19 protein-coding genes and 4 pseudogenes are annotated in these 24,348 nt (G+C 51.0%); 12 read left to right on the top strand and 11 right to left on the bottom strand.

The genetic code is table 11. The features are described 5' to 3' along the window. Positions 1–96 precede the first annotated feature (96 nt). The 6 genes and pseudogenes from CGZ65_RS03865 to CGZ65_RS03835 all read right to left on the bottom strand — a co-directional run bounded on the left by CGZ65_RS03865 (position 97) and on the right by CGZ65_RS03835 (position 6,498). Positions 97–1,773, bottom strand: a complete 1,677-nt coding sequence (locus tag CGZ65_RS03865; RefSeq protein WP_269768639.1) for a TonB-dependent siderophore receptor — start codon at positions 1,771–1,773, stop codon at positions 97–99. Next, on the bottom strand, positions 1,773–2,138 hold the full coding sequence (locus CGZ65_RS03860; protein ID WP_096294890.1) for a TonB-dependent receptor plug domain-containing protein: 366 nt from the start codon (positions 2,136–2,138) through the stop codon (positions 1,773–1,775). The genes CGZ65_RS03865 and CGZ65_RS03860 overlap by 1 nt, the downstream gene beginning before the upstream one ends. A gap of 266 nt (positions 2,139–2,404) precedes the next feature. Further along, positions 2,405–3,217, bottom strand: a complete 813-nt coding sequence (locus tag CGZ65_RS03855; protein ID WP_198345336.1) for an ABC transporter ATP-binding protein — start codon at positions 3,215–3,217, stop codon at positions 2,405–2,407. A 22-nt stretch (positions 3,218–3,239) separates the two neighbouring features. Beyond that, the gene (locus CGZ65_RS03850; protein ID WP_096294888.1) at positions 3,240–4,238 is read right to left on the bottom strand and encodes a FecCD family ABC transporter permease; all 999 of its coding nucleotides are present in this window, start codon (positions 4,236–4,238) and stop codon (positions 3,240–3,242) included. Then, positions 4,235–5,151: pseudogene (locus CGZ65_RS13805) on the bottom strand (FecCD family ABC transporter permease). Before CGZ65_RS13805 ends, CGZ65_RS03850 begins: the two are co-directional and overlap by 4 nt. 300 nt (positions 5,152–5,451) lie before the next feature. Then, on the bottom strand, positions 5,452–6,498 hold the full coding sequence (locus CGZ65_RS03835; protein ID WP_157742699.1) for an ABC transporter substrate-binding protein: 1,047 nt from the start codon (positions 6,496–6,498) through the stop codon (positions 5,452–5,454). 376 nt (positions 6,499–6,874) lie between these two features. Here CGZ65_RS03835 and CGZ65_RS13800 point away from each other — a divergent pair, with 376 nt between their 5' ends. From CGZ65_RS13800 to nudB, 3 genes and pseudogenes are all read left to right on the top strand, one after another. Continuing rightward, a complete protein-coding gene (locus CGZ65_RS13800; protein ID WP_232507523.1) occupies positions 6,875–7,066 on the top strand; it encodes a hypothetical protein in 192 nt (63 codons plus the stop codon). Next, the gene (locus tag CGZ65_RS03830; RefSeq protein ID WP_332457930.1) at positions 7,066–8,337 is read left to right on the top strand and encodes a mechanosensitive ion channel family protein; all 1,272 of its coding nucleotides are present in this window, start codon (positions 7,066–7,068) and stop codon (positions 8,335–8,337) included. The genes CGZ65_RS13800 and CGZ65_RS03830 overlap by 1 nt, the downstream gene beginning before the upstream one ends. Continuing rightward, positions 8,334–8,788: pseudogene (gene nudB / locus CGZ65_RS03825) on the top strand (dihydroneopterin triphosphate diphosphatase). Before CGZ65_RS03830 ends, nudB begins: the two are co-directional and overlap by 4 nt. A gap of 82 nt (positions 8,789–8,870) precedes the next feature. On the opposite strand, the gene phoU reads toward nudB, so the two are convergent. Beyond that, complete coding sequence (gene phoU, locus CGZ65_RS03820; RefSeq protein WP_096294883.1) at positions 8,871–9,560, bottom strand: phosphate signaling complex protein PhoU; 690 nt, start codon at positions 9,558–9,560, stop codon at positions 8,871–8,873. 193 nt (positions 9,561–9,753) lie between these two features. Here phoU and CGZ65_RS03815 point away from each other — a divergent pair, with 193 nt between their 5' ends. Beyond that, on the top strand, positions 9,754–10,287 hold the full coding sequence (locus tag CGZ65_RS03815) for an inorganic diphosphatase (protein WP_096294882.1): 534 nt from the start codon (positions 9,754–9,756) through the stop codon (positions 10,285–10,287). Between the two features lie 51 nt (positions 10,288–10,338). Here the strand turns inward: CGZ65_RS03815 and pip are convergent. Continuing rightward, a pseudogene (gene pip / locus CGZ65_RS03810) lies at positions 10,339–11,272 on the bottom strand (prolyl aminopeptidase). 135 nt (positions 11,273–11,407) lie between these two features. Between pip and yciA the strand changes: the two are divergent. Further along, a complete protein-coding gene (gene yciA / locus CGZ65_RS03805) occupies positions 11,408–11,863 on the top strand; it encodes an acyl-CoA thioester hydrolase YciA (protein WP_096294881.1) in 456 nt (151 codons plus the stop codon). A 2-nt stretch (positions 11,864–11,865) separates the two neighbouring features. Continuing rightward, complete coding sequence (locus tag CGZ65_RS03800; RefSeq protein WP_096294880.1) at positions 11,866–12,222, top strand: MmcQ/YjbR family DNA-binding protein; 357 nt, start codon at positions 11,866–11,868, stop codon at positions 12,220–12,222. A 223-nt stretch (positions 12,223–12,445) separates the two neighbouring features. Here CGZ65_RS03800 and CGZ65_RS15330 read toward each other — a convergent pair whose 3' ends face one another. The 3 genes from CGZ65_RS15330 to CGZ65_RS03790 form a co-directional block, all read right to left on the bottom strand. Continuing rightward, positions 12,446–13,144, bottom strand: coding sequence for a PhoH family protein (locus CGZ65_RS15330; RefSeq protein WP_232507522.1), 699 nt, complete (start codon positions 13,142–13,144; stop codon positions 12,446–12,448). Beyond that, complete coding sequence (locus CGZ65_RS15325) at positions 13,129–13,860, bottom strand: PIN domain-containing protein (RefSeq protein WP_232507521.1); 732 nt, start codon at positions 13,858–13,860, stop codon at positions 13,129–13,131. Before CGZ65_RS15325 ends, CGZ65_RS15330 begins: the two co-directional genes overlap by 16 nt. 330 nt (positions 13,861–14,190) lie before the next feature. Further along, positions 14,191–15,714, bottom strand: coding sequence for a fumarate hydratase (locus CGZ65_RS03790; protein WP_096294879.1), 1,524 nt, complete (start codon positions 15,712–15,714; stop codon positions 14,191–14,193). A gap of 827 nt (positions 15,715–16,541) precedes the next feature. Between CGZ65_RS03790 and CGZ65_RS03785 the strand changes: the two genes are divergently transcribed. The 6 genes and pseudogenes from CGZ65_RS03785 (at position 16,542) to CGZ65_RS03760 (ending at position 24,235) form a co-directional block, all read left to right on the top strand. Then, positions 16,542–17,177 (top strand): 2Fe-2S iron-sulfur cluster-binding protein, encoded by a 636-nt coding sequence (locus tag CGZ65_RS03785; RefSeq protein WP_096294878.1) that lies wholly within the window; start codon positions 16,542–16,544, stop codon positions 17,175–17,177. A 1-nt stretch (position 17,178) separates the two neighbouring features. Continuing rightward, positions 17,179–18,806: pseudogene (locus CGZ65_RS03780) on the top strand (FAD-binding protein). Further along, positions 18,803–20,059: a complex I 51 kDa subunit family protein gene (locus CGZ65_RS03775; RefSeq protein WP_096294877.1), complete on the top strand. Its 1,257-nt coding sequence runs from the start codon at positions 18,803–18,805 to the stop codon at positions 20,057–20,059. Before CGZ65_RS03780 ends, CGZ65_RS03775 begins: the two are co-directional and overlap by 4 nt. Positions 20,060–20,368: 309 nt before the next feature. Continuing rightward, positions 20,369–21,850 carry a DASS family sodium-coupled anion symporter gene (locus CGZ65_RS03770; RefSeq protein ID WP_096294876.1) on the top strand — a complete coding sequence of 494 codons (1,482 nt, stop codon included), beginning with the start codon at positions 20,369–20,371 and terminating at the stop codon, positions 21,848–21,850. Positions 21,851–21,980: 130 nt separating this feature from the next. Further along, positions 21,981–23,384, top strand: coding sequence for a Trk system potassium transporter TrkA (gene trkA / locus CGZ65_RS03765; RefSeq protein WP_096296086.1), 1,404 nt, complete (start codon positions 21,981–21,983; stop codon positions 23,382–23,384). 143 nt (positions 23,385–23,527) lie between these two features. Further along, a complete protein-coding gene (locus tag CGZ65_RS03760; RefSeq protein ID WP_096294875.1) occupies positions 23,528–24,235 on the top strand; it encodes an SIMPL domain-containing protein in 708 nt (235 codons plus the stop codon). The last annotated feature ends 113 nt before the right edge of the window (positions 24,236–24,348 follow it).

Genomic DNA, 24,348 nt, shown 5'->3' with positions numbered 1-24,348 from the left:
CAAAAGCACAACCGACATAGTTCGTTTTCAGACGGCCTTGAAAACAAATATTCGACTTAAAACAGCTCAGTCAAGCCAAATCAGGATATAGCGGATTTAGAAGGTATAGCGCAAGCTGCCGACTACGCTGCGCTCGGCACCCCAATAACAATAATAGTCACATCCCGCTACATATTTCTTGCCGGTAAGGTTGGTGGCGTTGATTTGCGCCAACCAATTTTTGCCGAATCTGTATTGTGCCGAAGCATCAAGCAAGGTGTATGACGGCACTTTGTAGCCCGGTGAGTATTGCTCATCCGCCGTGCTACCGACGTATCTTAAGCCTGCGCCCAAAGTCAGACCGTTTAATGCGCCTTGGTCAAAGGCATACTTGACTTGCACTGAGGCTTGGTGTTCCGGAATCAGCGCAGTACGTACCGATTGATTGTAACTTAAATCTTGTTTGGAATCGGTGTAAGTGTAGGCCAAGGTTGCGCTTAGGTTATCGTTCAGGGCGACATCGGCTTGAAATTCGATGCCTTTGCCGCGGCGCTTGCCGATTTGGCGTTGAACAGCGCTGGCATCGGCCACCAAGGCATTTTTCTCTTCCAAGTCAAAGTAGGCAGCGGATAGCTTGCCATCCAGCCATGACGGAATGTATTTGATACCGGCTTCATATTGGCGGCCTTCGTACGGTTTGTAACCATTACCGTAAGCATCGGTGCCGGAAACCGGCTTAAATGATTCGCTGTAGCTAATGTAGGGCGACACGCCGGACTTGAAGTTATACATTAGACTCCCTTGATAGGAAGTATGGCTGACATCATAGCCGTCTGCGGTACCGTTGGAGAAAGAATCGGATTTGGCTTTATCGTGACGCATGCCGAGATTGGCTACTAAACCGCCATAAGTGAATTGATCCCGCAGATAGAAGCCCAATTGCTTTTGCTTGACTTCATAGCGTGTACCAGATTTGACGATACCACTGCTGCTGTTATCAGGTGTGAACAAATTGGTAGCCGAAACGCTGCCAAAACCGTTGTTAACACCGCCTGTGTTGGAGTGCAGGTAATCAATACCGCCCAAGAGTGTATTTTTCCAGCCATTGCCTTTCCACTCCTTGCTCAGGCGGTTGTCAACGGTGTGGGCGTTGACCGTGCCGTCGGTGTAACTGTAGCCTCGGTAGGCGGTGTCAACGCCGTCAGTAGACCAGGCAAATGTCCCAAGCCAATCTAAATCTTGATGGTTATAGCGGTAGTTTTGGGTAAATTTATAACCGTTGCCAAAATCGTGGTTCAATTCGTAGCCAATGGAATATTGGTTGCGGCGGATGTAATCGGCATCAGAATCTTGGTAATGGATGCCGTATGCGGTTTTTTTACCTGAAATCGGATACAACACACCTGCCGACGGTAAATGTACGCTGGTCGGTGTACCTTGTTGGCGCGAAATACTGCTTAAAACCGTCAATCCGGTTTGGTCGCTGATGTCCCAAGTCAAGCTAGGCGCAAAATAATAATCGTTGATTTTGCCGTTGAAATCCCCTTTGCGGCGTTCGACTTCGCCGACCATACGATAACGGACGCTGTTGTCGGCAGCCAGCTTGCCACTGTAATCACCGAATACACCGGCACGGCCTTGGGTACCGATACGTACGCCGACTTCACCTTGGGCTGTTCTGGTGGGCCGCTTGGAAATCAGATTGACCAAACCACCGGTTTCAGACGAACCGTAAGCTAATGAGTCCGCACCTTTGACTACTTCCACTGCTTCTAGGCCGTAAGTATTGGGAATTACGGTAAAAAGCCGTTTTGCATTACAGGCGAACCGTCGACAGCAACCGAAGCGTCGAATCCGCGGATTTTAATCCATTCCTGCTTGGTGTCGGTGCCGAACTGCCCCGTGCGTGCGCCCGATTCGTAAGCCAAAATATCTTCGACTTTCTCAGGAGCTTTATCGGCGATTTCTTGATGAGTGATGACGGCATTTGATTGTGCCGACTTGAATTTGAGGCCTTCGATTTTGCCGGCGGAACCGACGACTTGAACGGTATCAAGCTCGGCCGTTTGTTCAATATCCGCAGCCAAAACTGTACCTGCATAAATGCCGAGAATAGCGGCTGCCATTGCATTTTTTGTGAAAGTGCTGTTTTTAATCATGAGATTTTCCTAAAGCCCTCCGAAATCAATATCTTGTAAGGAGGATGCGCAAGACAAAAAAGTGTAATGATATAGGTTTTTATTTATATTTACAAACATAACTTATGTAATAGCCCAGCTCAAACAGAGCCGTTACCCAACATTTACTCAAATCAACTTGAGGCCGCCTGAAACTAGCCTGCCCCAAAATTGGATATTCCTCCAACTTTAAAAGGTGCAGTTCAAATTGTTCAGACGGCCTTTCGGTGCTTAACCTGCCAAAGATTCTACTCAACAGTATGCCCGTTTTCAAAACTTTTGAAACTTTCCCTACCAAAAGGAATACACATCGGCGTACCGTAAATCGGATCAGCAATCATCATGCTTTTAAGGCCGAACACGGTTTGCACGGTTTCGGCGGTCATCACTTCCTGCGGCGTACCGCGTGCGTGGACATTGCCTTGGTATAATGCAACTATTTCATCCGCATAGCGGCATGCCAGGTTCAAATCGTGCAATACCATCAGAATGGTTTTGCCTGTTTCACGGTTGAGTTGTTGCAGTAAATCGAGGATTTCGATTTGATACGACAGATCCAAAAAGGTAGTCGGCTCGTCAAGCAGCAGATAAGGTGTATCTTGTGCCAAAGCCATGGCAATCCATGCCCGCTGCCGTTGTCCACCGGATAAGGTTTTCACCGCCTGCTCTGCAAAAGCGTCAGTTCGGGTCAGGTGCATGGCGTTTTCGACGGCGGCATCATCGCCGGGCTGCCATGCCTTACCGAATGTACGGTGCGGATAGCGGCCATAGCGCACCAATTGGCGCACGCTAATGCCCTCGGGAGTGGCCGGACTTTGCGGCAACATGGCCAAGCGGCGGGCGAATGCTTTGCTGCCGTATTCATTTACTGCTTTTCCGTCCAATACAATCTGCCCGCCCGTCGGCTGAATCTGCCGCGCCAAAGCTTTGAGCAGGGTGGACTTGCCGCAGCCGTTGGTGCCGATGAACACGCTGATTTTGCCTTGGGGGATTTGATGTGACAAATCGCGGATAACGGTATGGCTGTCGTAGGCAACGACCAAGTTTTGACCATGAAGCATAATGTTTCCTATTGAAAATGTTTCAGACGGCTTTAGGCTTAAGCGAAAGCAGAAAAACCAGATACAGTCCGCCCAAAGCCGCCGTAACGATGCCGGCAGGCAACGGAGCTGGCGTCGGCAGCAGACGCGCAGTCAAATCGGCGGCCATCATCAACACGGCACCGGTAAGCGCGGCGGGCACCACCATCGGCCGGTCTGTCTGCATCATGCGACGTACAATGTGTGGGGCTGCCAAGGCCAAAAAAGATACAGGACCTGCCACCGTAACCGCTGTAGCCGCCAATGCCGTCGCCGCCAACAACAGCAGCCATGAACTGCTTCTAACCGGCACACCCAAACCCGAAGCGGTATCGCGTCCCAATGCCAACAGGCTCAAACGTGTGTTGAGTAGCATTAAGCCCGCCAGCAACAAGGGCATGAACGTCCACACGGTGACAACGTGCTCCCACGACCGCGCTTCGAGACTGCCGCTCAGCCATGCCGTCATCTGCTGCGCGTTTTCCTGACGCACAGCGGTCAAGCCGAACTGCACCAGCGCCATTGCCGCCGCATTCACCGCCAAACCGCTGACGATAATCTCCATACCAAAATTCAGACGGCCTTTGGTGCCCAGCAGCACCAAAACCAACACCGACAGCGCGCCCAGCAGCGCGTCTTGCGCAATACCCAAATACCCCGGCCAAAGCAATCCTGCCGCCACCGCCCCGACTGCCGCGCCCGCATTGACACCGATGATGTCGGGGCTGCCCAAAGGATTGCGCGTCAGGCTTTGAAATACTGCCCCCGCCGCACCCAATGCCGCACCCGCGCCCGCTGCGGTCAGAGTGCGCGGCAGCCACAAATCATAAAACAGCCATTGCTGCATCGGGTTAGCGGTACTGCTCAGGATATCAGCTATATTGCCGAGCAGGAAATGCTGTTTGCCCCAAATGGCAGACAACACCAGCAATCCGGCCAAGATAATGATTAAGCCCGTCTGAATCTTGCGTTGGCGCTTTAAAGGCAGGAACAAACTTTTCATTTTGCTGCCCCTTTCAAACGCAGCGCGACCACATACAGCAAGGGCGCGCCGGCCAAGGCGGTAATGATGCCGGTAGCGACTTCCGCCGGTGCCGATACGACCCGTGCCAAAATATCGGATACTACCAGCAGGCACGCACCAATAAACAAGCTGTAAGGCAACAGCCAGCGGTAGTCGTTGCCCGTCCAGATTCTCGCCAAGTGTGCAGCCGCCAAGCCGACAAATGCCACCGGCCCCGCCACCGCGACGGACGAACCGGCCAATACCGCCGCACATACCAACACCGCCAGTTGAACAGGTAACACTTTTGTACCCAGCGCACGCGCCGTATCCGTCCCCAGCGCAATCAGGTTGAGATGATAGCCCAGTAGTAAAGCAGTGACGGCAGCCGGAACGGCAAAAGGCAGCATTTGACCGAGACCGGCCAAGGTCACGCCGCCGAACGCACCGCTGTTCCAAAAGCGCAAATAGTCAAATAAAACCGGATTGAGTTGCGACAGCAACGACACATACGCGCTCAAGGCCGCACCAATAGCTGCCCCGCTAACACCAGCTTGCCATAAGCTCCCCGCCGGCTGCTCAAGCCAATGCTGCAAATCACTACAGATACCACCAACGCACCACCTAAAGCCAGCCAGAATTCGGATACGTTTTGCAGAAAAGGCAGCGGCAGCGCAGAGACGATGGCCGCCGCCGCACCCGCGTTCACGCCGAGCAAACCCGGATCGGCCAGCGGGTTACGCGTCAAGCCCTGCATCAATGCGCCCGACAAGCCCAAAGCGGCACCGCAACAGGCGGCGGTAAAAGTGCGCGGCAAACGAGAATCGATTACCCAATCGTTATACACACGCAGGCCGTCTGAAAACAGGTAATGCTGCAAATCGCCGAAGGCCAAAGGCTTAGTGCCGAACACCAAGCCACACGCCAGCGCGACGACGGTCAACAAAACGACGGCCAACAGGCCACAAAATAAGGTTGCCGTGGATTTCACAGCTGCTCCTTGTCGGGAAAAAATGATTTATTGTTGAGACCGTCTGAAACCGGAAAAAAGTTTTCAGACGGTCTTTCCGGTTTTACTGCCCTATCGGATTAGCGGCTTCCAAACAGATATTGTTTGAAGCGAATGCCGTGTACACCCAGTAAATAAAGGGCTGGCAACGCCGTATTATTTTTATTGGAAACCACTATATTCCACCCATGTTTTCAGACCGCCTCAATCCAACGCGTTTTCAATACGCGTCCAATCCGCTTCCAAACGCCTCAAGCCCCAGCGCAAACTCTGCGGAGTGGCCTGATACATGGCGGCATTCACTTCGCGGTCGAGCAGCGGCAGGTATGTGCCACGTTTGACAGCCTTGATTTCACGGAATAACGGCCTCGCCTCCACCATTTTTTGATCTTCCTCGCTGAAAAACCAAGTGATGACGATGTCGCTCTGATTGAGTTTGTCGGCGTTTTCCAAGCCTAAAGCCACCGACCACGAGCCTTCATCGACACTCATCTTCACCAAATCAGGCGACATTTTCAGACCGAGTCCGTACAAGGCGTCCACGCGCGGTTCACCTTCGGCATAAACCGACAATTGCGGACTGCGGGCACCGGAGTAAATATAGGCGAAGGTTTTGCCCTGAAGTTTGGGGTGGCGACGGCGGAAATCGGCATATTCCGCGCCGATTTGGGCTTTGAGGGCGGCCGCTTGTTTCTGCTTGCCGAAAGCGGCGGCAATGATGCCGATTTGTTCATCTACTGTCGTCATCCACGGTTTGTGCGGATGGGCAATGACAGGGGCGAACCCTGACAGCAGACGGTAGTTTTCCTCGGACAAGCCCGATTGCGTGGCTATAATCAGATCTGGATTGAACGAAACCAGTTTTTCCGCATCCAATTCGGGATACATCACCACCGTGGGCGGCAAAGGACGCTTCTGTTCAGCCATAAACTCTTTAAACCATGGCATGTAGCCATTTTCATCCCCTCCCCAAAGATTGGCTTCCATCGCCACCGGCTGGATGCCCAAAGCCACCACCAAATCAACCGTACCCGCACCCAACACAACTACGCGCTCGGGTGCTTTTTGCAAAGTCACGCTGCCCAAGCTGCCATTGAGGGTGACCGGATATTGATGGCCCGCCCGTTCGTAAACCACAAACGGCTTGGCGGCCTGCTGCGCTTGTGGGCGGCAGGCCGTCTGAAAAATAATGCCGGCGACCAATAATAACGCCGTCGACAGCTTGATGATTCGATAAAACTTGAATGTCACGATATGCTTAGGAAAACAGAAAATAACAAAAAACAACTTACAAATGATAATTATTATTTATAACATGTGCGGTATTATACACATTTCCAAACATATTTCATCCTGTTTTTAACCTTAATCCGCATGGTGCTTGGCATCGGGCAATCGAGTACCGATACCTTTAAACTGGCGAAATCAGAAAAAACCCTGCCCTCATACAATCTCTGCTTTTCAGACGGCCTCCCCCTCCAAACCAAGCTTACAAATACTTTAATTTTCCATACTTTCTTTCAGTCAACTAATGCTAAAATCTACTGCCCTACTCCCACCGAACCACTTAAATAATTTATTATTTGCAATCTGTAGAGCAATCACCGACCCATCCACGAGAATACTTATGCTTTTTTTATCTGCCAACACGGCCAAACCTGTAGCCGAAGCGGCCAATCATCTTTTGGAATCGACCGGCAACGGCTTGAAAGAATTTTTTTCAATCTGTTTGCGCGTAACCAATTTACTTCCCACCTGCTCGAACGCAGCTTCAGCGAACCCATCGGCTGGCTGGAAATCGGCATCACCGTTGCGCTGATGATAGCGACTTATTATTTATCGGAATTTCTGATTCGCAAATATCCCGTTCTGCCCGACCGCAAGTGGGCAAGTGCACGCCATATTGCCAACCGCCTGCTGTGGCCTTTTCTACTGCTGATTTGCTCGATTATCGCGCTTTATACGTGGAACTTGTTTGAGCTGCGTTCGGTATGGCTACGCTTGCTCATAATGGCGGCACGCTGGATGATTCTGATTCGCTTGGTGTTGTCTTTGGTGCATGCCGCGTTGCCGAGACATAAAGTAACCGACTGGCTGGAACGCTTCTTATCCGGCACATTGTGGGTATGTTTTGTCATTTGGTTGTCGGGTATCGATGATTTGCTCATTGGCATTTTGCAAGATACCAAGCTCAGCCTCGGTTCGATTAATCTAAGCGTGTACACCATTCTCACCGGCCTGTTGTGGGTGGCGGTGGTATTGACGTTTGCCATGTGGCTCAGCCGCCTGATTGAAGGCTGGTTGATGAAAAACCACCACATGGACATGAACTTGCGCATCGTGATGTCAAAAGTGGTCAAAGCTTTCTTAACCGTGCTGGCGATTCTGATTGCGCTGCCGCTGGTAGGCATTGATTTGACTGTATTATCGGTATTTGGCGGCGCACTCGGTGTCGGCATCGGTTTCGGCCTACAGAAAGTAGCCAGCAACTACATTTCGGGCTTTATCATTTTGGGCGACCGCTCTATCCGCCCGGGCGACCGTTTGACAGTGAATAACTTTACCGGCTACGTCACCAAAATCACCTCGCGCTTTGTGGTCTTAAAAAGCGCCGCGGGTGGCGAAGCCTTGATTCCGAACGAGACTTTCATCACATCCACCGTAATCAACGAATCTTACACCGCCAAATCTTTGTGGCAGAGCATCGACGTACAAGTCGCCTACCACACCGATTTGGCCTTGGCGATGAAGATTATGGAAGAAGCCGCCAAATCGCAGGAACGCGTACAGGCCGACCCATCGCCAAAAGCCTTTTTAATCAGCTTCGGCGATAACGGCGTTAATCTGCGTGTCGGCTTTTGGGTAAAAGACCCGGAGAACGGCTTTGTCGGCCTGTTTTCAGCAATTTTGCTGGATATTTGGAAACGATTTAACGAAAGCGGCATTGAGTTCCCGTTCCCGCAACGCGAAATCCGCATTCTCAATGAAGAGCGCGCACCTGATAATGCCGCCATGATACGCGCCGGTATGGAAGTGAAAAAGTATACGCGTTCCGACAAAAATTTCGAAGCGGAACACGACGACCGATGAGCAAACCGCTGAAATACCCTATCTCCGCCTTAGTGGTGCTGCACGATAAAGACGGCAACATTCTCTTAATCGAACGCACCACACCACAAGGCTTTTGGCAATCGGTCACCGGCAGCATCGAGCCGGAAGACAACAATATTTTTGCCGCCGCCAAACGCGAAGTGTGGGAAGAAACCGGCATTTCACTTTCAGACGGCCAATTGCTTGATTGGCATCAAAGCACGGTATATGAAATCTACCATCATTGGCGCCACCGCTACCCCAAGGCGTGTTTGAAAACCGCGAACACATCTTCTCCGCCGAAATCCCGCGCGATACGGCCATCACGCTGCAAGCGGCGGAACATGTGGCTTATGGCTGGTTTAACGCCGAAGAGGCGGCGGAAAAGGTGTTTTCGCCGTCAAATAAACGCGCGATTTTAGCTTTGCAAAAAAGGCTGGAGAAACAATAACCAATGCCGTCTGAAACCTGTTTCAGACGGCATTTTTTTCGGGAAACGCAGCAGATTCATCTCCCCAAACCTTCAGACGGCCTTAAAAATTCTTGTGAATCTCATCCACCGGCACATGGCGCACATCAATACCGCGCACCAGATAAACCACATGTTCGCAAATATTTTTCGCATGGTCGCCAATGCACTCGGCCGCTTTGTTCATCAACATCGTTTCCATGCCGATGCCGTACGGGTCTTCCATCATATAGGTCAGCAAGGCGCGCGACTGATTGTGGTAAGCCATGTCTAAAGATTTATCCAACTCGTTGATTTTCAGAATGGTTTCATCGTCCAAGCGCGCAAACGCATCCAAAGATTGGCGCAACATCGGCACCGTCATTTCCAGCAAACGGTGCGTATCATAAAGCTGCTTGCAGCTGACATGGTGTTTTGCAATCAAACCGTTGGCGTGCAAAGCGATTTTCTTGATTTCATCGCCCATACGCTCCAAATCCACAATCACGCGGCTCACGGTCAATACCAAACGCAAATCGCCGGCAGTCGGCTGGCGGCGCACCAAAATCGTTTGGCAGGCATCATCAATCGATACTTCCAACTCATTGATTTTATCGTCGTTTTGCACCACTTGTGCCAAGATTTCCTTGTCGGCATCATTAAATGCTTCCAGAGTTTGTCCGAGCTGCTGCTCAATCAAACCGACCATGGCCAATACATCGGTGCGCACCTGTTCCAATTCCTGATGGAAATGCGATGAAATATGCTCGGACATTCTCGTCTCCTAGATTAAGAAGCCCTTAAAATATCAGGTTTTGATGACAATATTTTGACAAAAATATTTCAACGCGCATCTGTTGTCATCAATCATCCCCTTCCCGTCACACAAACCCTGTTCAATGTTCAGACGGCCTTTTGTTTGCTATACTTTACCCGTTTAACCCAACCTATTTTCAAAGGAAACATACATGGCAGATTTTAACCAAATCCTGACCCCGGGCGACGTAGACGGCGGCATCATCAACGTAGTCAACGAAATCCCTTGCGGCAGCAACCACAAAATCGAATGGAACCGCAAACTGGCCGCCTTCCAACTAGACCGCGTAGAGCCGGCAATTTTCGCCAAACCGACCAACTACGGCTTTATCCCGCAAACTTTGGATGAAGACGGCGACGAACTCGACGTATTGTTGGTGACCGAGCAGCCGTTGGCCACCGGCATCTTCTTAGAAGCCCGTGTGATCGGCGTGATGAAATTCGTCGACGACGGCGAAGTGGACGACAAAATCGTCTGCGTACCGGCCGACGACCGCAACAACGGCAACGCCTACCAATCATTGGCCGACCTGCCGCAGCAATTGATCAAACAAATCGAATTTCACTTCAACCACTACAAAGACCTGAAAAAAGCAGGCACCACCAAAGTCGAATCTTGGGGCGATGTGGAAGAAGCCAAAAAAGTGATTAAAGAATCGATTGATCGCTGGAACAAACAGGCTTGATTTGAATTGAAATAAAAGGCCGTCTGAAATTTCAGACGGCCTTTCCCAATCTTACCAATCTGCCCTTTCCTCCATCTCCGCCACCGCTTCTTTCAACGCCGTATCCAACCCTCGTCAAACGCAGAATGACCGCCCTGCACAATACGCAATTCGGCTTCGGGAAAGGCTTGCGCCAGTTCCCATGCGCTTTGCATCGGGGTGCATAAATCATAGCGGCCTTGGCAGATGATGGTCGGAATATGGCAGATTTGATTGATGTTGTTCAAAATCGCTTTATCGCCTTGCAACCAGCCTTGATACACAAAATAATGCGTTTCTATGCGGGCGATGGCGAGTGATTCTTGCGCGCCTTCGTCCACCTCTTTCGGCTCAAACCGCACCAAATAGCTTTCCCAATCTGCCCATGCCTTGGCCGCTTTCAGACGGCCTGGTTCGTCTTCACCGTGTAATAATTCGTGATACGCGGCAATCAGATTGTTGCGTTTGTGTTCGGGAATTGGGGCGAGAAACTGTTGCCATTGGTGCGGATAAATTTGGCTGACACCGCCCTGCTCGTTCAGCCAAGCGGTTTCAGACGATCTGCACAGGAAAATACCACGCAGCACCAATCCGGCCATGCGCTCGGGATGGGTTTGGGCATAGGCCAAGGCCAACGTGCTGCCCCATGAGCCGCCGAACACCAGCCATTTTTCAATGCCGAGCATGCGGCGCACGGCTTCAATGTCGGCCACCAAATCCCAAGTGGTGTTTTCTTCGACGCAGGCATAAGGCAGCGAGTGGCCGCAACCGCGCTGGTCAATGATCACAATCCGGTACACATCGGGATGAAAAAATCCGCGACACGCCGGCGAAGCGCCTGCACCGGGCCGCCGTGCAGAAAAATCACCGGCAAGCCGTCGGGATTGCCGGATTCTTCCCAATAAATTTGATGGCGTGCGGATACGGGCAGTAAGCCGCTGCGGTGCGGTTCGCAAATCGGGTGCATGGGAAAATCCTGATGTAAAGTGGAACAAAATTTTAGCATTGAAAATAGGCCGTCTGAAAGTCAGGATAAAGGTTTCAGACGGCCTGTTTTCATCGTAAAATAAAGTTTGATTTGCATGACAACAAAGGAAGAAACATGAGCGGAAACCAAACCACCCACGCCAAGCCCGAAGGCGAATTGATGCTGCGCACGGTCGCGCGGCCGAAAGACACCAACACCAATTTAGATGTGTTCGGCGGCTGGATTATGTCGCAGATGGATTTGGGCGGCGGCATTTTGGCGGCGGAAATCGCGCAAGGGCGGATTGTCACGGTTTCGGTGCAGGAAATGAGCTTTCTGCGGCCGGTCAAAGTCGGCCATGTGGTCGGCGTGTATGCACGTTGTTTGGGTGTGGGCAATACCTCGCTGAAAATTGAAGTGGAAGTGTGGGTGAAACCGTTTGTCGCCGATGAGCCGAATATTCCGCTCGAGCTGGTCACAGAAGCGGTATTCACTTTCATTGCCATCGACCACGAAGGCCGCCCACGCCCGATTCCGCGCGACAATAATCCGCGCTTGGATGCATTTTTATCGCCGAAACAGGCCGTCTGAATATGAATCAGGCCACTTTATTCAGCGGCATTACAGAACGCTTCGGTGCCGAGCCGCAGTATTTGTGGGCGAAATTTCCTGAATACGCTGTGTTCCGCCATACTGGGGGAAAGCAGAAATGGTTTTGCGCTTATCTGCCGGTGGCCGCTGAAAAAATCGGTCGCAACGGCAATGATAATGTGGCTTTGCTGAACGTGAAATGCCCGCCGGAAATGGTCGGCGGCTTGCGGCAGATGCCAGGTGTTTTGCCGGCTTATCACATGAACAAAACGCATTGGATAAGCTTGGTCTTGGCGGAAGTGGATGCGGATTTGGTGTGGCAATTGCTGGCGCAGAGTTTTGCGCTGACGAAAAAGTGATGAAACGCGAATCTCTTTTTTTAGGCAAATAACCATGCCGCCTGAAACGTTTCAGACGGCATGAGACCTTTGCAAACCCCGGATTTGAGTACAGGTCAAAGTTATAGCAGCACAGAAAGCGCAGACCTATCATTTAGATAAACAAGTTTTCGAGCAGCGCATAACGAAGAAATGTGCCAAAGATGGGGATTTTGCAAAGGTCTCGACATGATTATTCTTCATCCTACAACACTTCCACCGCAAAATCCGACAAACGCGAGCGTTCGCCTTGCTGCAACGTGATGCGGCCATAGTGCTGCCAGCCTTTAAACCGCTCAACCACATAACTCAAGCCGCTGCTGCCTTCGGTGAGATACGGCGTGTCGATTTGCGCCAAATTGCCCAAGGATACCACTTTCGTGCCTTTGCCTGCGCGGGTAATCAGGGTTTTCACCTGCTTGGCGTTCAGGTTTTGCGCTTCATCGATGATGACGAATTTGTTTTGAAACGTGCGCCCGCGCATAAAATTAAGCGAGCGCACTTTAATGCGGGCGCGGATTAAGTCGGACGTGGCTTTTTTCGCCCATGCGCTGAATTCGTCGCCGTCATTTTGCTGGGCCAATACTTCCAAATTGTCTTCCAGCGCGCCCATCCACGGATTCATTTTCTCTTCTTCCGTGCCCGGTAAAAAGCCGATGTCTTCGCCCACCTGCACAGTGATGCGGGTCATGATGATTTCGTTGTAGCGCTTGTCGTCAAAGGTTTGTGTCAACGCGGCGGCAAGCGTCAGCAGCGTTTTGCCGGTGCCGGCCTGCCCTAGAATCGTTACCAAATCAATTTCGGGATCCATCAATAAATTCAAGGCGAAGTTTTGTTCGCGGTTGCGGGCGGAAATGCCGAATACATTGTTGCGGCCGCTGTAATCTTTTAAGGTTTCGAGCAACACTTTACCTTGGTTTGCTCGATAACGCGTGCGCTCAAAGGTGGTTCGCCGTGTTCGTCCACCAATAATTCGTTGAGCAGTAAATGCGGCGTATCTTTGCCTTCGATATGGTAATAGGCGCGGCCGTTTTCCTGCCATGAATTCAAATGCGTGCCGTTGTTTGCCCAAAATTCCGGTGTGAGTCTGCGCAAACCGCTGTATAGAATATCGCTGTCTTCCAATACGTTATCGTTAATGTAGTCTTCAGCATTCAAGCCCAGCGTGCGCGCTTTGATGCGGATATTGATGTCTTTCGACACCAATGCGACATAACCGTAATCACCGCAAATGCGGTACGACAGGCTCATCACCACCGCTAAAATCTGATTATCGCCGGCTTGTCTGCTCAATACTTCGGGCAAATCGGCCTGCAGCATTTCGGTTTGCAGAAACAATTTACCCTTGGCATCGGCGTGCCCCAATACATTCAGCGCAATACCCTGATGCAGCCCATGCAGCTCGGCGTTGAGCAGTTCATCCAGATAACGGCTGGTCTGACGGGCATTACGCGCTACGTCAGACGAGCCTTTTTTGTGATTGTCCATTTCTTCCAAGGTCACCATCGGAATAAAAATGCCGTGTTCCTGAAAACGGAACAGGCAAGACGGGTCGTGCAACATCACATTGGTATCGGGAATAAACAGCTTGCGGCTGCCACCGGTGAGCTTTGGAGACATGGTGCGTTCCTTTTTGTGGTTGAGATGAAATCGGCTTCAGTTTGGCAAAGCTGTGTTACAAAGGCATGAAATAAATATCAACACCTTGATACCTTTGAAAAATTTTCATTTTGGACATTTCTTCGTTATGCGCTGCTCGAAAACTTGTTTATCTAAATGATAGGTCTGCGCTTTCTGTGCTGCTATAACTTTGACCTGTACCCAGATCTGAAGTTTTGCAAAGATCTCACCTTAATTTTATTGGGTTTAGAGATTGGTTGATTGTGACAAATATGAAAAAGGCCGTCTGAAAAAATAGTTTTCAGACGGCCTTTGATGATTTAAACCCGATTAGTTTTCAAGCGGAATGATACCGATTTTGGCTTGCCATTGTTTCGGTGCGATGGCGTGGATGGATTGGCCGTCGCTGTCGACCGCCACGGTCACCGGCATGTCTTTGACGTCAAATTCGTAAATGGCTTCCATGCCCAATTCAGGAAACGCCAGCACCTTGGCACCTTTGATGGCTTTGGCTACCAAATAGGCCGCACCGCCCACCGCCATCAGATACACGGCTTTGTTGTCGGCAATGGCTTCGCAAGTGGCGGCACCGCGTTCGGATTTGCCGATCATACCGAGCAGGCCGGTTTGTTCCAGCATTTGGCGGGTGAATTTGTCCATGCGGGTTGCGGTAGTCGGGCCGGCCGGCCCCACCACTTCATCACCCACCGGGTCAACCGGGCCGACGTAGTAAATCAGGCGGTTGGTGAAATCAACCGGTAATGGCTCGCCTTTGTTCAACATATCGACCATGCGTTTGTGCGCAGCATCTCGGCCGGTCAGGATTTTGCCGTTGAGCAGCAATACGTCGCCGGTTTTCCATGTAGCCACTTCTTCTTTGGTCAGGTTGTTCACGTCAACGCGTTTGCCGTTGTCGGGATTGTAGGCGATATCCGGCCAATCTTCCACGCTCGGCGGTGTCAGCCCTACCGGACCTGATCCGTCCAATTCAAATTCAATGTGGCGGGTGGCCGCGCAGTTCGGAATCATGGCAATCGGCTTCGACGCAGCATGGGTCGGGTAATCCAAGATTTTCACGTCCAACACGGTGGTCAATCCGCCCAAACCTTGTGCGCCGATGCCCAATGCGTTGACTTTCTCAAATAATTCCAAACGCAGCGCTTCGGTGGTCGACAGCTCGGCGCCTGATTCTGCTTTGGCTTGCAAATCTTGAATGTCGATATGATCCATCAGCGATTCTTTGGCCATCAACACGGCTTTTTCAGGCGTACCGCCGATACCGATGCCCAAAATGCCCGGCGGACACCAGCCCGCGCCCATGGTTGGAATGGTTTTCAATACCCAATCTACAATGTTGTCAGAAGGATTCAGCATCGCCAATTTGGATTTGTTTTCCGAGCCGCCTCCTTTGGCTGCGCAAGTCACTTCTACTTTATCCCCCGGCACAATGCTCATGTGAATCACGGCCGGCGTGTTGTCTTTGGTGTTTTGGCGTTTGCCCGCAGGGTCGGCCAATACGGAAGCACGCAAGGTGTTGCCTTCCCAAGTATAGGCACGGCGCACACCTTCGTTAACCATATCTTCCACGCTCATTTCGGCATCCCATTGCACATTCATACCGACTTTCAAAAACACGGTGGCAATACCGGTGTCTTGGCAAATCGGGCGGCGGCCTTCGGCACACATGCGGCTGTTGACCAGAATTTGTGTCATCGCATCTTTGGCGGCCGGATTTTCCTCTTTCTGCCACGCCTGATAGAGCGCGTCGATATAATCTTTCGGGTGGTAATAGCTGATAAACTGGAAAGCATCGCAAATGCTGCGGATGAAATCCTCTTGTTTGATGACGGTCATGGCAGTTCCTTTATTAAATAAAAAAGTTTGGTTTGTGTTGTTGTGGGCAGAGCCTGTTTTCAGACGGCCTATTTGTAAGCGTTATAGTGCTTGTTTTTAAGGCAGAAAAACAGTCTATATTTGCTAATCTTTTGATTTTCCTTTAATTTAATAACTGATAAATTTACTCAGAATTTGATAACCTAAATCTTTTGCCTGTATATCAATTGGGAATAATCTTACATTTCATCGAGGCAATGGTTAAACTTTGTCTATGCCGGCCAACTTTTGAATACAGGGCTGTTTTCAAAATGAATTACCTATCATTCTGTTTTCAGACGGCCTTTTGCGGTAATTTAAACTACACAATCGCAAAATCTTTGTCATCTTTTTAACAACAGCGTTTGACCAACATCAAGTTACATGCGATTAGTGAAATTAAACAACACAACAGCCCATGTTCTGTGATTTCAATTTTTCATAATAATATTCAATTAATTATGAAAATATCTGATTTATAAATAATGGTATTTATTTTTAAAAATATTCCGATTTTTTTCTATTTCTATTTTTTATGAAATTATTTTTCTTTGGTAATCAGTTTTTTAGCATTCAACCGGTTTAAAATCACGCTTTTTTTGTTCACAATCCTTCAAACAGCCTCGCCATCCCCGCCTACCATCAAATTTACCTTAATTTCTGCTACACTTATTACATTAAATAAGCCTTGATTTATAACAAAAAATTCCTGACGAATCTACTCAGGTTTTAAAAATCAAAACTTATGTAATAAAAATACATAAAACAACACGCCACTATTACTCTTTCTTTTCAACAGGACACAACCCATGAGTGATTTGATTACCCTCACCATCGACGGCCACGAAGTACACGCTTCTCCCGACTCGTCCATTATTCAGGCCTATGCCCGTGCCGGCAGCGCGCTTACCGCAAACGTCGGCTGCATGGGTCAAGGTGTCTGCGGCTCGTGCCGCTGCATGGTGCGCAAAGAAGGCGAACGTGATGTCACCACCGCTCTTGCTTGCGAAACCAAAGTTGAAGCCGGTATGCAGGTAAGCTTTATTGATTACTTTATCCCCGAGCATATTCAGTATTACGACATCAAAGAAATCGGCGATGGCTGGAACTGGCTCGACGACACCGCCAAATCTTTCCCCGAAGCGCAAAACTGCCGACACTGCGGCGGCTGCAACCGCGCCTGCCCGAAAGGCTTGCAGGTTGAAAACGGCGTAGCACAGGTGGTATTGGGCGATTTCGGCGCGGCGGCGGATACTTTCGACCAATGCGTGATGTGCAACTTATGCACTCTCGCCTGCCCCGAACACATCCGCCCCAACCATCTAGGCTTGTTTGCCCGCCGCATGAAAGCCGCACGTACGCTGCGTCCGGTGGATTTGATGCGCCGTCTGCGCGAAATCGACAGCGGCAAAATGCGCGTGGAATTTGAAGAGGAGGCCGTCTGAAATGGAAAAGCAAGTAACAGGTATTGATTACGAAACCGCTTTGGCCAATTTGCACGGGTCATCATTGGAAATGCGCACTGATTTGCCACCGAAAGACGAATTATTAAGCCGCTTCCACCCGACTACCAACCGAGCGCGCGCGTGAAGCTGCCGATTGGTCCGAATGCCGGCGACTATTGCCATCCTGATTTGGCCAAACTGTTAATCAGCCGGCCTTTGATTGACGATTACGATTTATCGCGTGCCGAACACGTTAATACCGATGTATTGGTAATTGGCGGCGGCGGTGCAGGTGCGGCAGCGGCCTTGTCGGCCAGCGAAACCGGCGCCCGTGTGATGATGGCAAACAAACTGCGCATCGGCGACAGCAATACCGTGATGGCCGAAGGCGGCATTCAAGCGGCAGTCGGCACCGAAGACAGTTTGCAACAACACTTTGACGACACCATCAAAGGCGGCCACAACGCGGCGAAAAAGGCTCTGGTGGCACAAATGGTTACTGACGCACCATCGGCCATCCGTTGGCTGATTGGCTTGGGCATGACTTTCGATTTGGCGCAAGGTGCCGACAGTAACGGCCATCTAAGCCGCAAACGCGCCGGCGGCACCACCGTGCCGCGCATTCTGCACTACCGCGACTTTACCGGTTTGGAAATGATGCGCGTGTTGCGTGAAGCGGTGGAGCTCGATGAAAACATCACCCAATTCAACCGCCATCCGGCCATCGAATTGTTGTCCGATGAACACGGCCGTTGCGTCGGTGCGATTTTGTACGATTTGGAAAAACGCAGCCTGCTGCTGGTACACGCCAAATCTGTGGTGTTGGCAACCGGCGGTTCAGGCCGTCTGCACTTGCAGGGTTTTGCCACATCCAACCACTACGGCGCAACCGCCGACGGTTTGGTGATGGCCTACCGCATCGGCGTGAAATTGCGTGATGTCGATTCCTTCCAATACCACCCCACCGGCGTGGCACACCCGCCGCACTTGGCCGGCGCTTTGATTTCCGAAGCTGTCCGTTCGGCAGGCACCAAATTGGTGAACGGTTTGGGTGAGCGTTTTGTCGATGAATTACAACCACGCGACGTGGTCGCCGCCGCGATTTTGCGCGAAGTGGCAGAAGGCCGCGGCGTGGTGCGCGACGGCCAAGTAGGCGTGTTCTTAGATACTCCGCGTTTAATTGAAAACGATCCCGAAGTGTTGAACCGCTTGGTTACTTTAGGCCACGTTGCCCACAAATGCGGTGTGGATCCGAAAGTAGAACCGATGATGATTCACCCGACGCTGCACTATCAAAACGGCGGCATGGAAATCAACGGCGACGGCTCGACCACCGTACCGGGTTTATACGCGGCAGGCGAAGTCACCGGCGGCATTCACGGCCGCAACCGCCTGATGGGCAATGCCCTGCTCGACATCATCAGCTTCGGCCGACGCGCCGGAGTGGCGGCGGCCAACTGCGGCTTACCTTTGAAAAAAGTACGCGGCGGTGTGGATCATGTGCATGATTTACAACGTGAAATGACCCGCGCCGGTTTGAGCAGCGATGTCAAAGCGCCGGTATTGTATCCGGATTACGGTAGATTCGATTTACGCGAACACGCAGGCTTGAAGGAGGTGCAATCATGAATCAGGCCAACCAAAACTTATTACACCCCGCCCGCCGGGTAGGCGCAGATTTGGCTGCTTGGCGCAATGTCGGCGGCGGAGAAGGCTTGCTGGCGGCATTGGCCGACCCGCAAAATATTGTGTCGAAGCTGCAAGAAGCCAACTTGTGCGGCATGGGCGGCGCCGGTTTCCCGACTTGGCGCAAATGGGAAGCGGCGGTCGCCGCACAAAGCAAAAACGGCGACAAATACGTCGTGTGCAACGCCAATGAAGACGAACCGGGCACTTTTAAAGACCGTGTGTTACTGGCGCAAACCCCGCATCAAGTGATTGAAGGCGTATTGATTGCGGCCGTAGCCTGTCGCGCCAACAAAGCCGTTCTGTATGTAAACCCGCACCAAACTGAATCGATTGCTTCGCTGATTCCGTCGATTGAACAATGGAAACAAAGCGATTTGTTTATCCGCATTGAAAACTATCTCGGTAAGCCTTTGGATCTGCAACTGGTGGAAACATCCGGCCGCTACATCGGCGGCGAAGAAACCGCGGTGATTTCGTGGCTGGAAGGCGGTTTCCCTTTCCCGCGCCGCAAGCCGCCATTCCCTGCGGAAAGCGGTGTCAACGGCGAACCGACACTGATTAACAATACCGAAACGTTTGCCAATATTCCGCAAATTTTGGCCAAAGGCGCAGAATGGTACCGCAGCTTAGGCTTGGGCGATGCGGTCGGCACCAAACTGTATTCGTTATCAGGTGACGTGTTAAACCCGGGCTTATACGAATTGCCGATGGGCACCACGCTTTACACGCTGATTTTCGAATATGGCGGCGGTATGCTCGAAGGCCGAACCTTCAAAGCCGTGTTTACCGGCGGCCCGTCGAATACCCTGCTGACAGCCAAAGATTTAGATGTACCGCTGGATTTTGTGTCCGTGCGCGAACGCAAATCCAGCTTGGGCACCGGTGCAATGATTGTGATTTCGGAAGGTACCAGCGTGGTACGTAAGGTATCGGAATACGTGGAATTTTTTGCGGCCAACTCTTGCGGCCAATGCCCGCCTTGCAAGGGCGGTACGTTCCAACTGTCGCGCCTGCTCAACCGTGTGGACACCGGCATCGGCACCGCCGACGACTTGCGCGCCTTACAAAGCCTGTGCCAAATTTTGCCAAAAAGTGGCCGCTGCGGCTTGATTGACGGGGCGGTTACCGTGTTGCAAAGCTCATTGCGCACCTTCCCGGAAGAATACGGTTTGGCATCGGCTGAGCAGGACTAAACCTATTTTTCAGACGGCCTTGACAGCGCATGTTGTCAAAAAGGCCGTCTGAAAATTGATGTATGCCATCCATCGTTTTAGTGTTGGCCAAGATTTCAGACGGCCTCAAGGTTTTACGCTATGATACCGCCTGAATCGCTACCCAACATCAAAAACACACCCCGACAGACTGCTTTGGCTTTTTTCAAAGCCGTCTGAAAAACATAAGAAAAACATCAAACTGCACATTATTTTAATCTTTCAGACGGCCTGATTGAAAAAGGCCGTCTGAAAACAGTTTTGACAATACTTCATGATTGGAGATGAAACATGGGTTTTAAACCTATACCTGCGGCGGTCGCGCTGGCGCTGACGCTGCTGATTTGGTTCGGCATCCCGGTGCCGGAAGGTGTGTCACCGCAAGCGTGGCACTTGTTGGCGCTGTTTGTCGGCATTATTGCGGGCATCATCGGCAAAGCCATGCCGATTGGCGCGATGGCCATGTTGGCCATTACTTTGGTTGCGCTCACCGGCGTGACCGTGCCTGAATTGGTTGACGGCAAGCCGGTAAAAAATCCGGCCGGCCAAGCCATGAAAGATGCTTTGAGCAGCTTGAACAACTCGCTGATATGGATGATTGGTGTCGCCATCATGATTTCACGCGGCCTGCTGAAAACCGGATTGGGCGCGCGCATCGGTTATTTGTTGATTTCATGGTTCGGCAAACGCACTTTGGGCGTGGGCTACAGCTTGGCGATTGCCGATTTGTTTATCGCACCGGTCACTCCGAGCAACACCGCACGCGGCGGCGCGATTGTACACCCGATTATGAAATCCATTGCTTTAAGCTTTGATTCCAATCCGGAAAACGGCACTGAAGGCAAAATCGGTAAATATCTGGCCTTGGTCAACTACCACGCCAACATCATCACCTGTTGTATCTTCATCACCGCCACCGCACCCAACCCTTTGGTGGTTGAGCTGGTTGCCAAAGCCACCAATTCCGATATCCACCTGACTTGGGGTACTTGGTTTATGGCGATGGTGGTGCCGGGTTTGGTCGCCTTGCTGATTATGCCTGTGGTGCTGTATTTCCTGTATCCGCCTGAAATCAAGCAAACACCGAATGCCACTGCGCTGGCCAAAGAAGAATTGCGCAAAATGGGTCCGATGCAGCGCAACGAAAAAATCATGCTGGCGATTTTCTTGTTGCTGCTGGTGTTGTGGGCAGGTGTACCGGAAATGTTGTTCGGCGTGAAAATCGACGCCACTGCCACCACTTTCTTGGGCTTTTCATTGTGTCTGCTCACCGGCGTATTGACTTGGGAAGACGCCTTGAAAGAAAAAGGCGCATGGGATACCATCGTTTGGTTTGCCGCTTTGGTGATGATGGCCAACTTCTTAAACAAATTGGGCTTAATCGGCTGGCTGTCTGATTACCTGCAAGCCGGTATTTCCGGCATGGGTTTGGATTGGGCCGGTGGTTGTGCCTTATTGGTGGCGGCTTATGTGTATTCGCACTATATGTTTGCCAGCGGCACTGCCCACGTTACGGCCATGTTCGGCGCATTCTACGGTGCAGGTTTGGCATTGGGCGCTCCCCCTATGCTGTTTGCCTTAGTGATGGCTGCATCGACCGGTATTATGATGTCGCTCACCCACTACGCTTCCGGTTCTTCTCCGGTGATTTACGGTTCTAATTTCGTCACCATGCAGGAATGGTGGAAAGCGGGCTTTATCATGAGCGTGTTGGAACTGCTGATTTTCGGCACCATCGGCATTATGTGGTGGAAGGTGCTGGGTTACTGGTAATCAACACCGTAAATTGACCTAACATGAATAAAGGCCGTCTGAAAATTCGTTTTTGCTCCGCAGAAACTTCGTTTTCAGACGGCCTTTGTTATACAATAAACGCATTCTGTTTATTCTCAATTCAATTACCGTGAAAATCCTGATTCTCGGCAGCGGCCAAGTCGGCTCGACCGTTGCCCAAAACCTTGCTTCCTTATCCAGCAATGACGTTACCATCGTCGATGTCGATGAAAAAGCCCTGCAACAGCTCAGCAAGCTCGATGTGCAAACCATCATCGGCAACGGCGCATCTCCTTTCGTGTTGGAACGAGCCGCCGCCGCCGATGCCGATTTGCTGCTTGCGCTGACCCGTAGTGACGAAACCAATATCGTTGCCTGCAAAATCGCTGCTGATATTTTCAACGTACCCAACCGCATCGCACGCGTGCGTTCGAGTGAATATTTGGAATACAGTTTTCCCAACAAAGAAGGCGAAGACAGCAACAGCTTAAATATTTTCGACATCACCGAAACCATCAGCCCCGAGCAATTGGTGACTGAGCAATTGGTCGGCCTGCTCAGCTATAGCAGCACGTTGCAGGTCTTGAATTTCGCCGACAATAAAGTGCAGATGGTCATTGTTCAGGCGAGGCAAGGAGGCTTACTCGTTGGCAAGGAAATTGCCGACATCAACGCTCATCTGCCTGAAGGCATCGACTGCCAAATCTGCGCCATCTACCGCAACAACCGCCTGATTGTGCCGTCATCGAAAACCGTAATTATCGAAGGTGACGAGGTGTTTTTTGTCGCCAACATCGACAATATCGATGCCATCATCCGCGAATTGCGCCCGAAAGAACAACGCAGCCGGCGCATCATGATTGCCGGAGGCGGCAACATCGGCTACCGCTTGGCTAAAAAACTGGAAAACAAATACGACATCAAAATCATCGAATACAACGCCACCCGCGCCGAATGGCTGGCAGAAAATCTCGACAATACCTTGGTGCTACACGGATCGGCGAATGATGAATCGCTGCTCAACGAAGAATACATCGACGAAATCGATATTTATTGCGCGCTGACCAATGATGACGAAAACAACATCATGTCGAGCCTGCTGGCAAAAAACCTCGGTGCCAAGCGCGTTATTGCCATTGTCAACCGCTCCAGCTACGTTGATTTGCTGGAAGGCAACAAAATTGATATCGTGGTTTCTCCCCACCTGACTACCATCGGCTCGATTCTGGCACACATCCGCCGCGGCGACGTGGTGGCCGTGCATCCGTTGCGCCGCGGTACGGCCGAGGCAATTGAAGTGATTGTGCATGGAGATGAAAACACTTCCGCCATTGTCGGCCGCAAAATCAGCGATGTTAACTGGCCGACCGGTTGCCATTTTGCTGCGCTTGTGCGCGGTGAAGAAGTGATTATGGGGCACCATACCGATGAAATCCTGCAAGAAGGCGACCATGTGATTTTCTTCGTTTCCCGCCGACGCGTGTTGCGCGAACTGGAAAAACTGATTCAAGTAAAAATGGGGTTCTTTGGCTAAATAAACCGCCGGTTTTATAAACATAACCAAGACCCTCGAACACAAAATCGCGACAAGTGAAACGTATTTTCAGACGGCCTGATACCATTTTGTATAACAATATGCTAGATTATTGCCCTATAAATCACCCGAAAGGAAAAGCCATGCTCCGCCCGACTTTAACCGCTTTATTATTTGCCGCGGCCCTGCCCGCCGCCGCCGAACAATTAAATTACAATATTGTCGAATTTTCCGAAAGCGCTGTGATGGAAGTGCCGCGCGACACCATGACCGCCCGTTTCCAAGTGCGTGCCGAAGGCAAAGATCGTCAGGCAGTGAATGCGGCATTTATCAGAAAATTCAATAGTTTCAACCGACAAGCCAAAAACAGCGCTTTCAAAACCGAGCTACTCAGCCGCAACGTTTCACCGCGTTATCAATACACAAACGGCAAGCGCACGCAAACCGGCTGGGAAGAACGCGCTGATTTCAAAGTGGAAAGCAAAGACTTCGCCGCGCTCAACCGTCTGATTGCCGATACCCAAAATGATGCCCATGTCGAATACACCTATTTCAGCGTATCCAAAGAAAAACGCGAATCAGTGATTGACGAAGTGAGTAAATCAGCCATCATCCGCTTCAAGCAACGCGCGCAAACTTTGGCTGAAACCTTAGGCCACCGCGATTACAAAATCGTCAAAATCAACTTAGGCCACATCGGCAGCAACAGTGTGCAATCAGGTCAAATGGCCGAAAGTAAAATGTATCGCGCCGCCGCACCGGAAGCCGCCATGATGATGGATACAGTGGAAACTGCCTCGCCTGGTACGGAAGAAATCAGCATTACGGTTGATGGCTCGGTTCAGATGTAAGGTTTCAGACAGCATATCAACCGAGGCTTTTGCAAAAGTCTCAACTTGCCTATCTAGATGATATGTCTTCGCTTTCTGTGCTGTTGTAACTCCGAACCGTATTCATCAAAAAA

Source organism: Neisseria weixii, from assembly GCF_002327085.1.
Lineage (GTDB): Bacteria > Pseudomonadota > Gammaproteobacteria > Burkholderiales > Neisseriaceae > Neisseria > Neisseria weixii.
Note: the sequence above shows the minus strand (reverse complement) of the source record. Positions and strands in the feature narration are given on the sequence as shown.

What these genes read in the sequence shown, in the direction of transcription:
- CGZ65_RS03830 (WP_332457930.1), top strand. Translation starts at nt 7,066, where the DNA reads ATGATAGCGACTTATTATTTATCGGAATTTCTGATTCGCAAATATCCC.
- CGZ65_RS15325 (WP_232507521.1), bottom strand. Translation starts at nt 13,860, where the DNA reads ATGTCTCCAAAGCTCACCGGTGGCAGCCGCAAGCTGTTTATTCCCGAT.
- yciA (WP_096294881.1), top strand. Translation starts at nt 11,408, where the DNA reads ATGAGCGGAAACCAAACCACCCACGCCAAGCCCGAAGGCGAATTGATG.
- CGZ65_RS03790 (WP_096294879.1), bottom strand. Translation starts at nt 15,714, where the DNA reads ATGACCGTCATCAAACAAGAGGATTTCATCCGCAGCATTTGCGATGCT.
- CGZ65_RS03785 (WP_096294878.1), top strand. Translation starts at nt 16,542, where the DNA reads ATGAGTGATTTGATTACCCTCACCATCGACGGCCACGAAGTACACGCT.
- CGZ65_RS03850 (WP_096294888.1), bottom strand. Translation starts at nt 4,238, where the DNA reads ATGAAAAGTTTGTTCCTGCCTTTAAAGCGCCAACGCAAGATTCAGACG.
- CGZ65_RS03760 (WP_096294875.1), top strand. Translation starts at nt 23,528, where the DNA reads ATGCTCCGCCCGACTTTAACCGCTTTATTATTTGCCGCGGCCCTGCCC.
- phoU (WP_096294883.1), bottom strand. Translation starts at nt 9,560, where the DNA reads ATGTCCGAGCATATTTCATCGCATTTCCATCAGGAATTGGAACAGGTG.
- CGZ65_RS03860 (WP_096294890.1), bottom strand. Translation starts at nt 2,138, where the DNA reads ATGATTAAAAACAGCACTTTCACAAAAAATGCAATGGCAGCCGCTATT.
- CGZ65_RS03770 (WP_096294876.1), top strand. Translation starts at nt 20,369, where the DNA reads ATGGGTTTTAAACCTATACCTGCGGCGGTCGCGCTGGCGCTGACGCTG.
- CGZ65_RS03855 (WP_198345336.1), bottom strand. Translation starts at nt 3,217, where the DNA reads ATGCTTCATGGTCAAAACTTGGTCGTTGCCTACGACAGCCATACCGTT.
- CGZ65_RS13800 (WP_232507523.1), top strand. Translation starts at nt 6,875, where the DNA reads ATGCTTTTTTTATCTGCCAACACGGCCAAACCTGTAGCCGAAGCGGCC.
- CGZ65_RS03800 (WP_096294880.1), top strand. Translation starts at nt 11,866, where the DNA reads ATGAATCAGGCCACTTTATTCAGCGGCATTACAGAACGCTTCGGTGCC.
- CGZ65_RS03775 (WP_096294877.1), top strand. Translation starts at nt 18,803, where the DNA reads ATGAATCAGGCCAACCAAAACTTATTACACCCCGCCCGCCGGGTAGGC.
- CGZ65_RS03815 (WP_096294882.1), top strand. Translation starts at nt 9,754, where the DNA reads ATGGCAGATTTTAACCAAATCCTGACCCCGGGCGACGTAGACGGCGGC.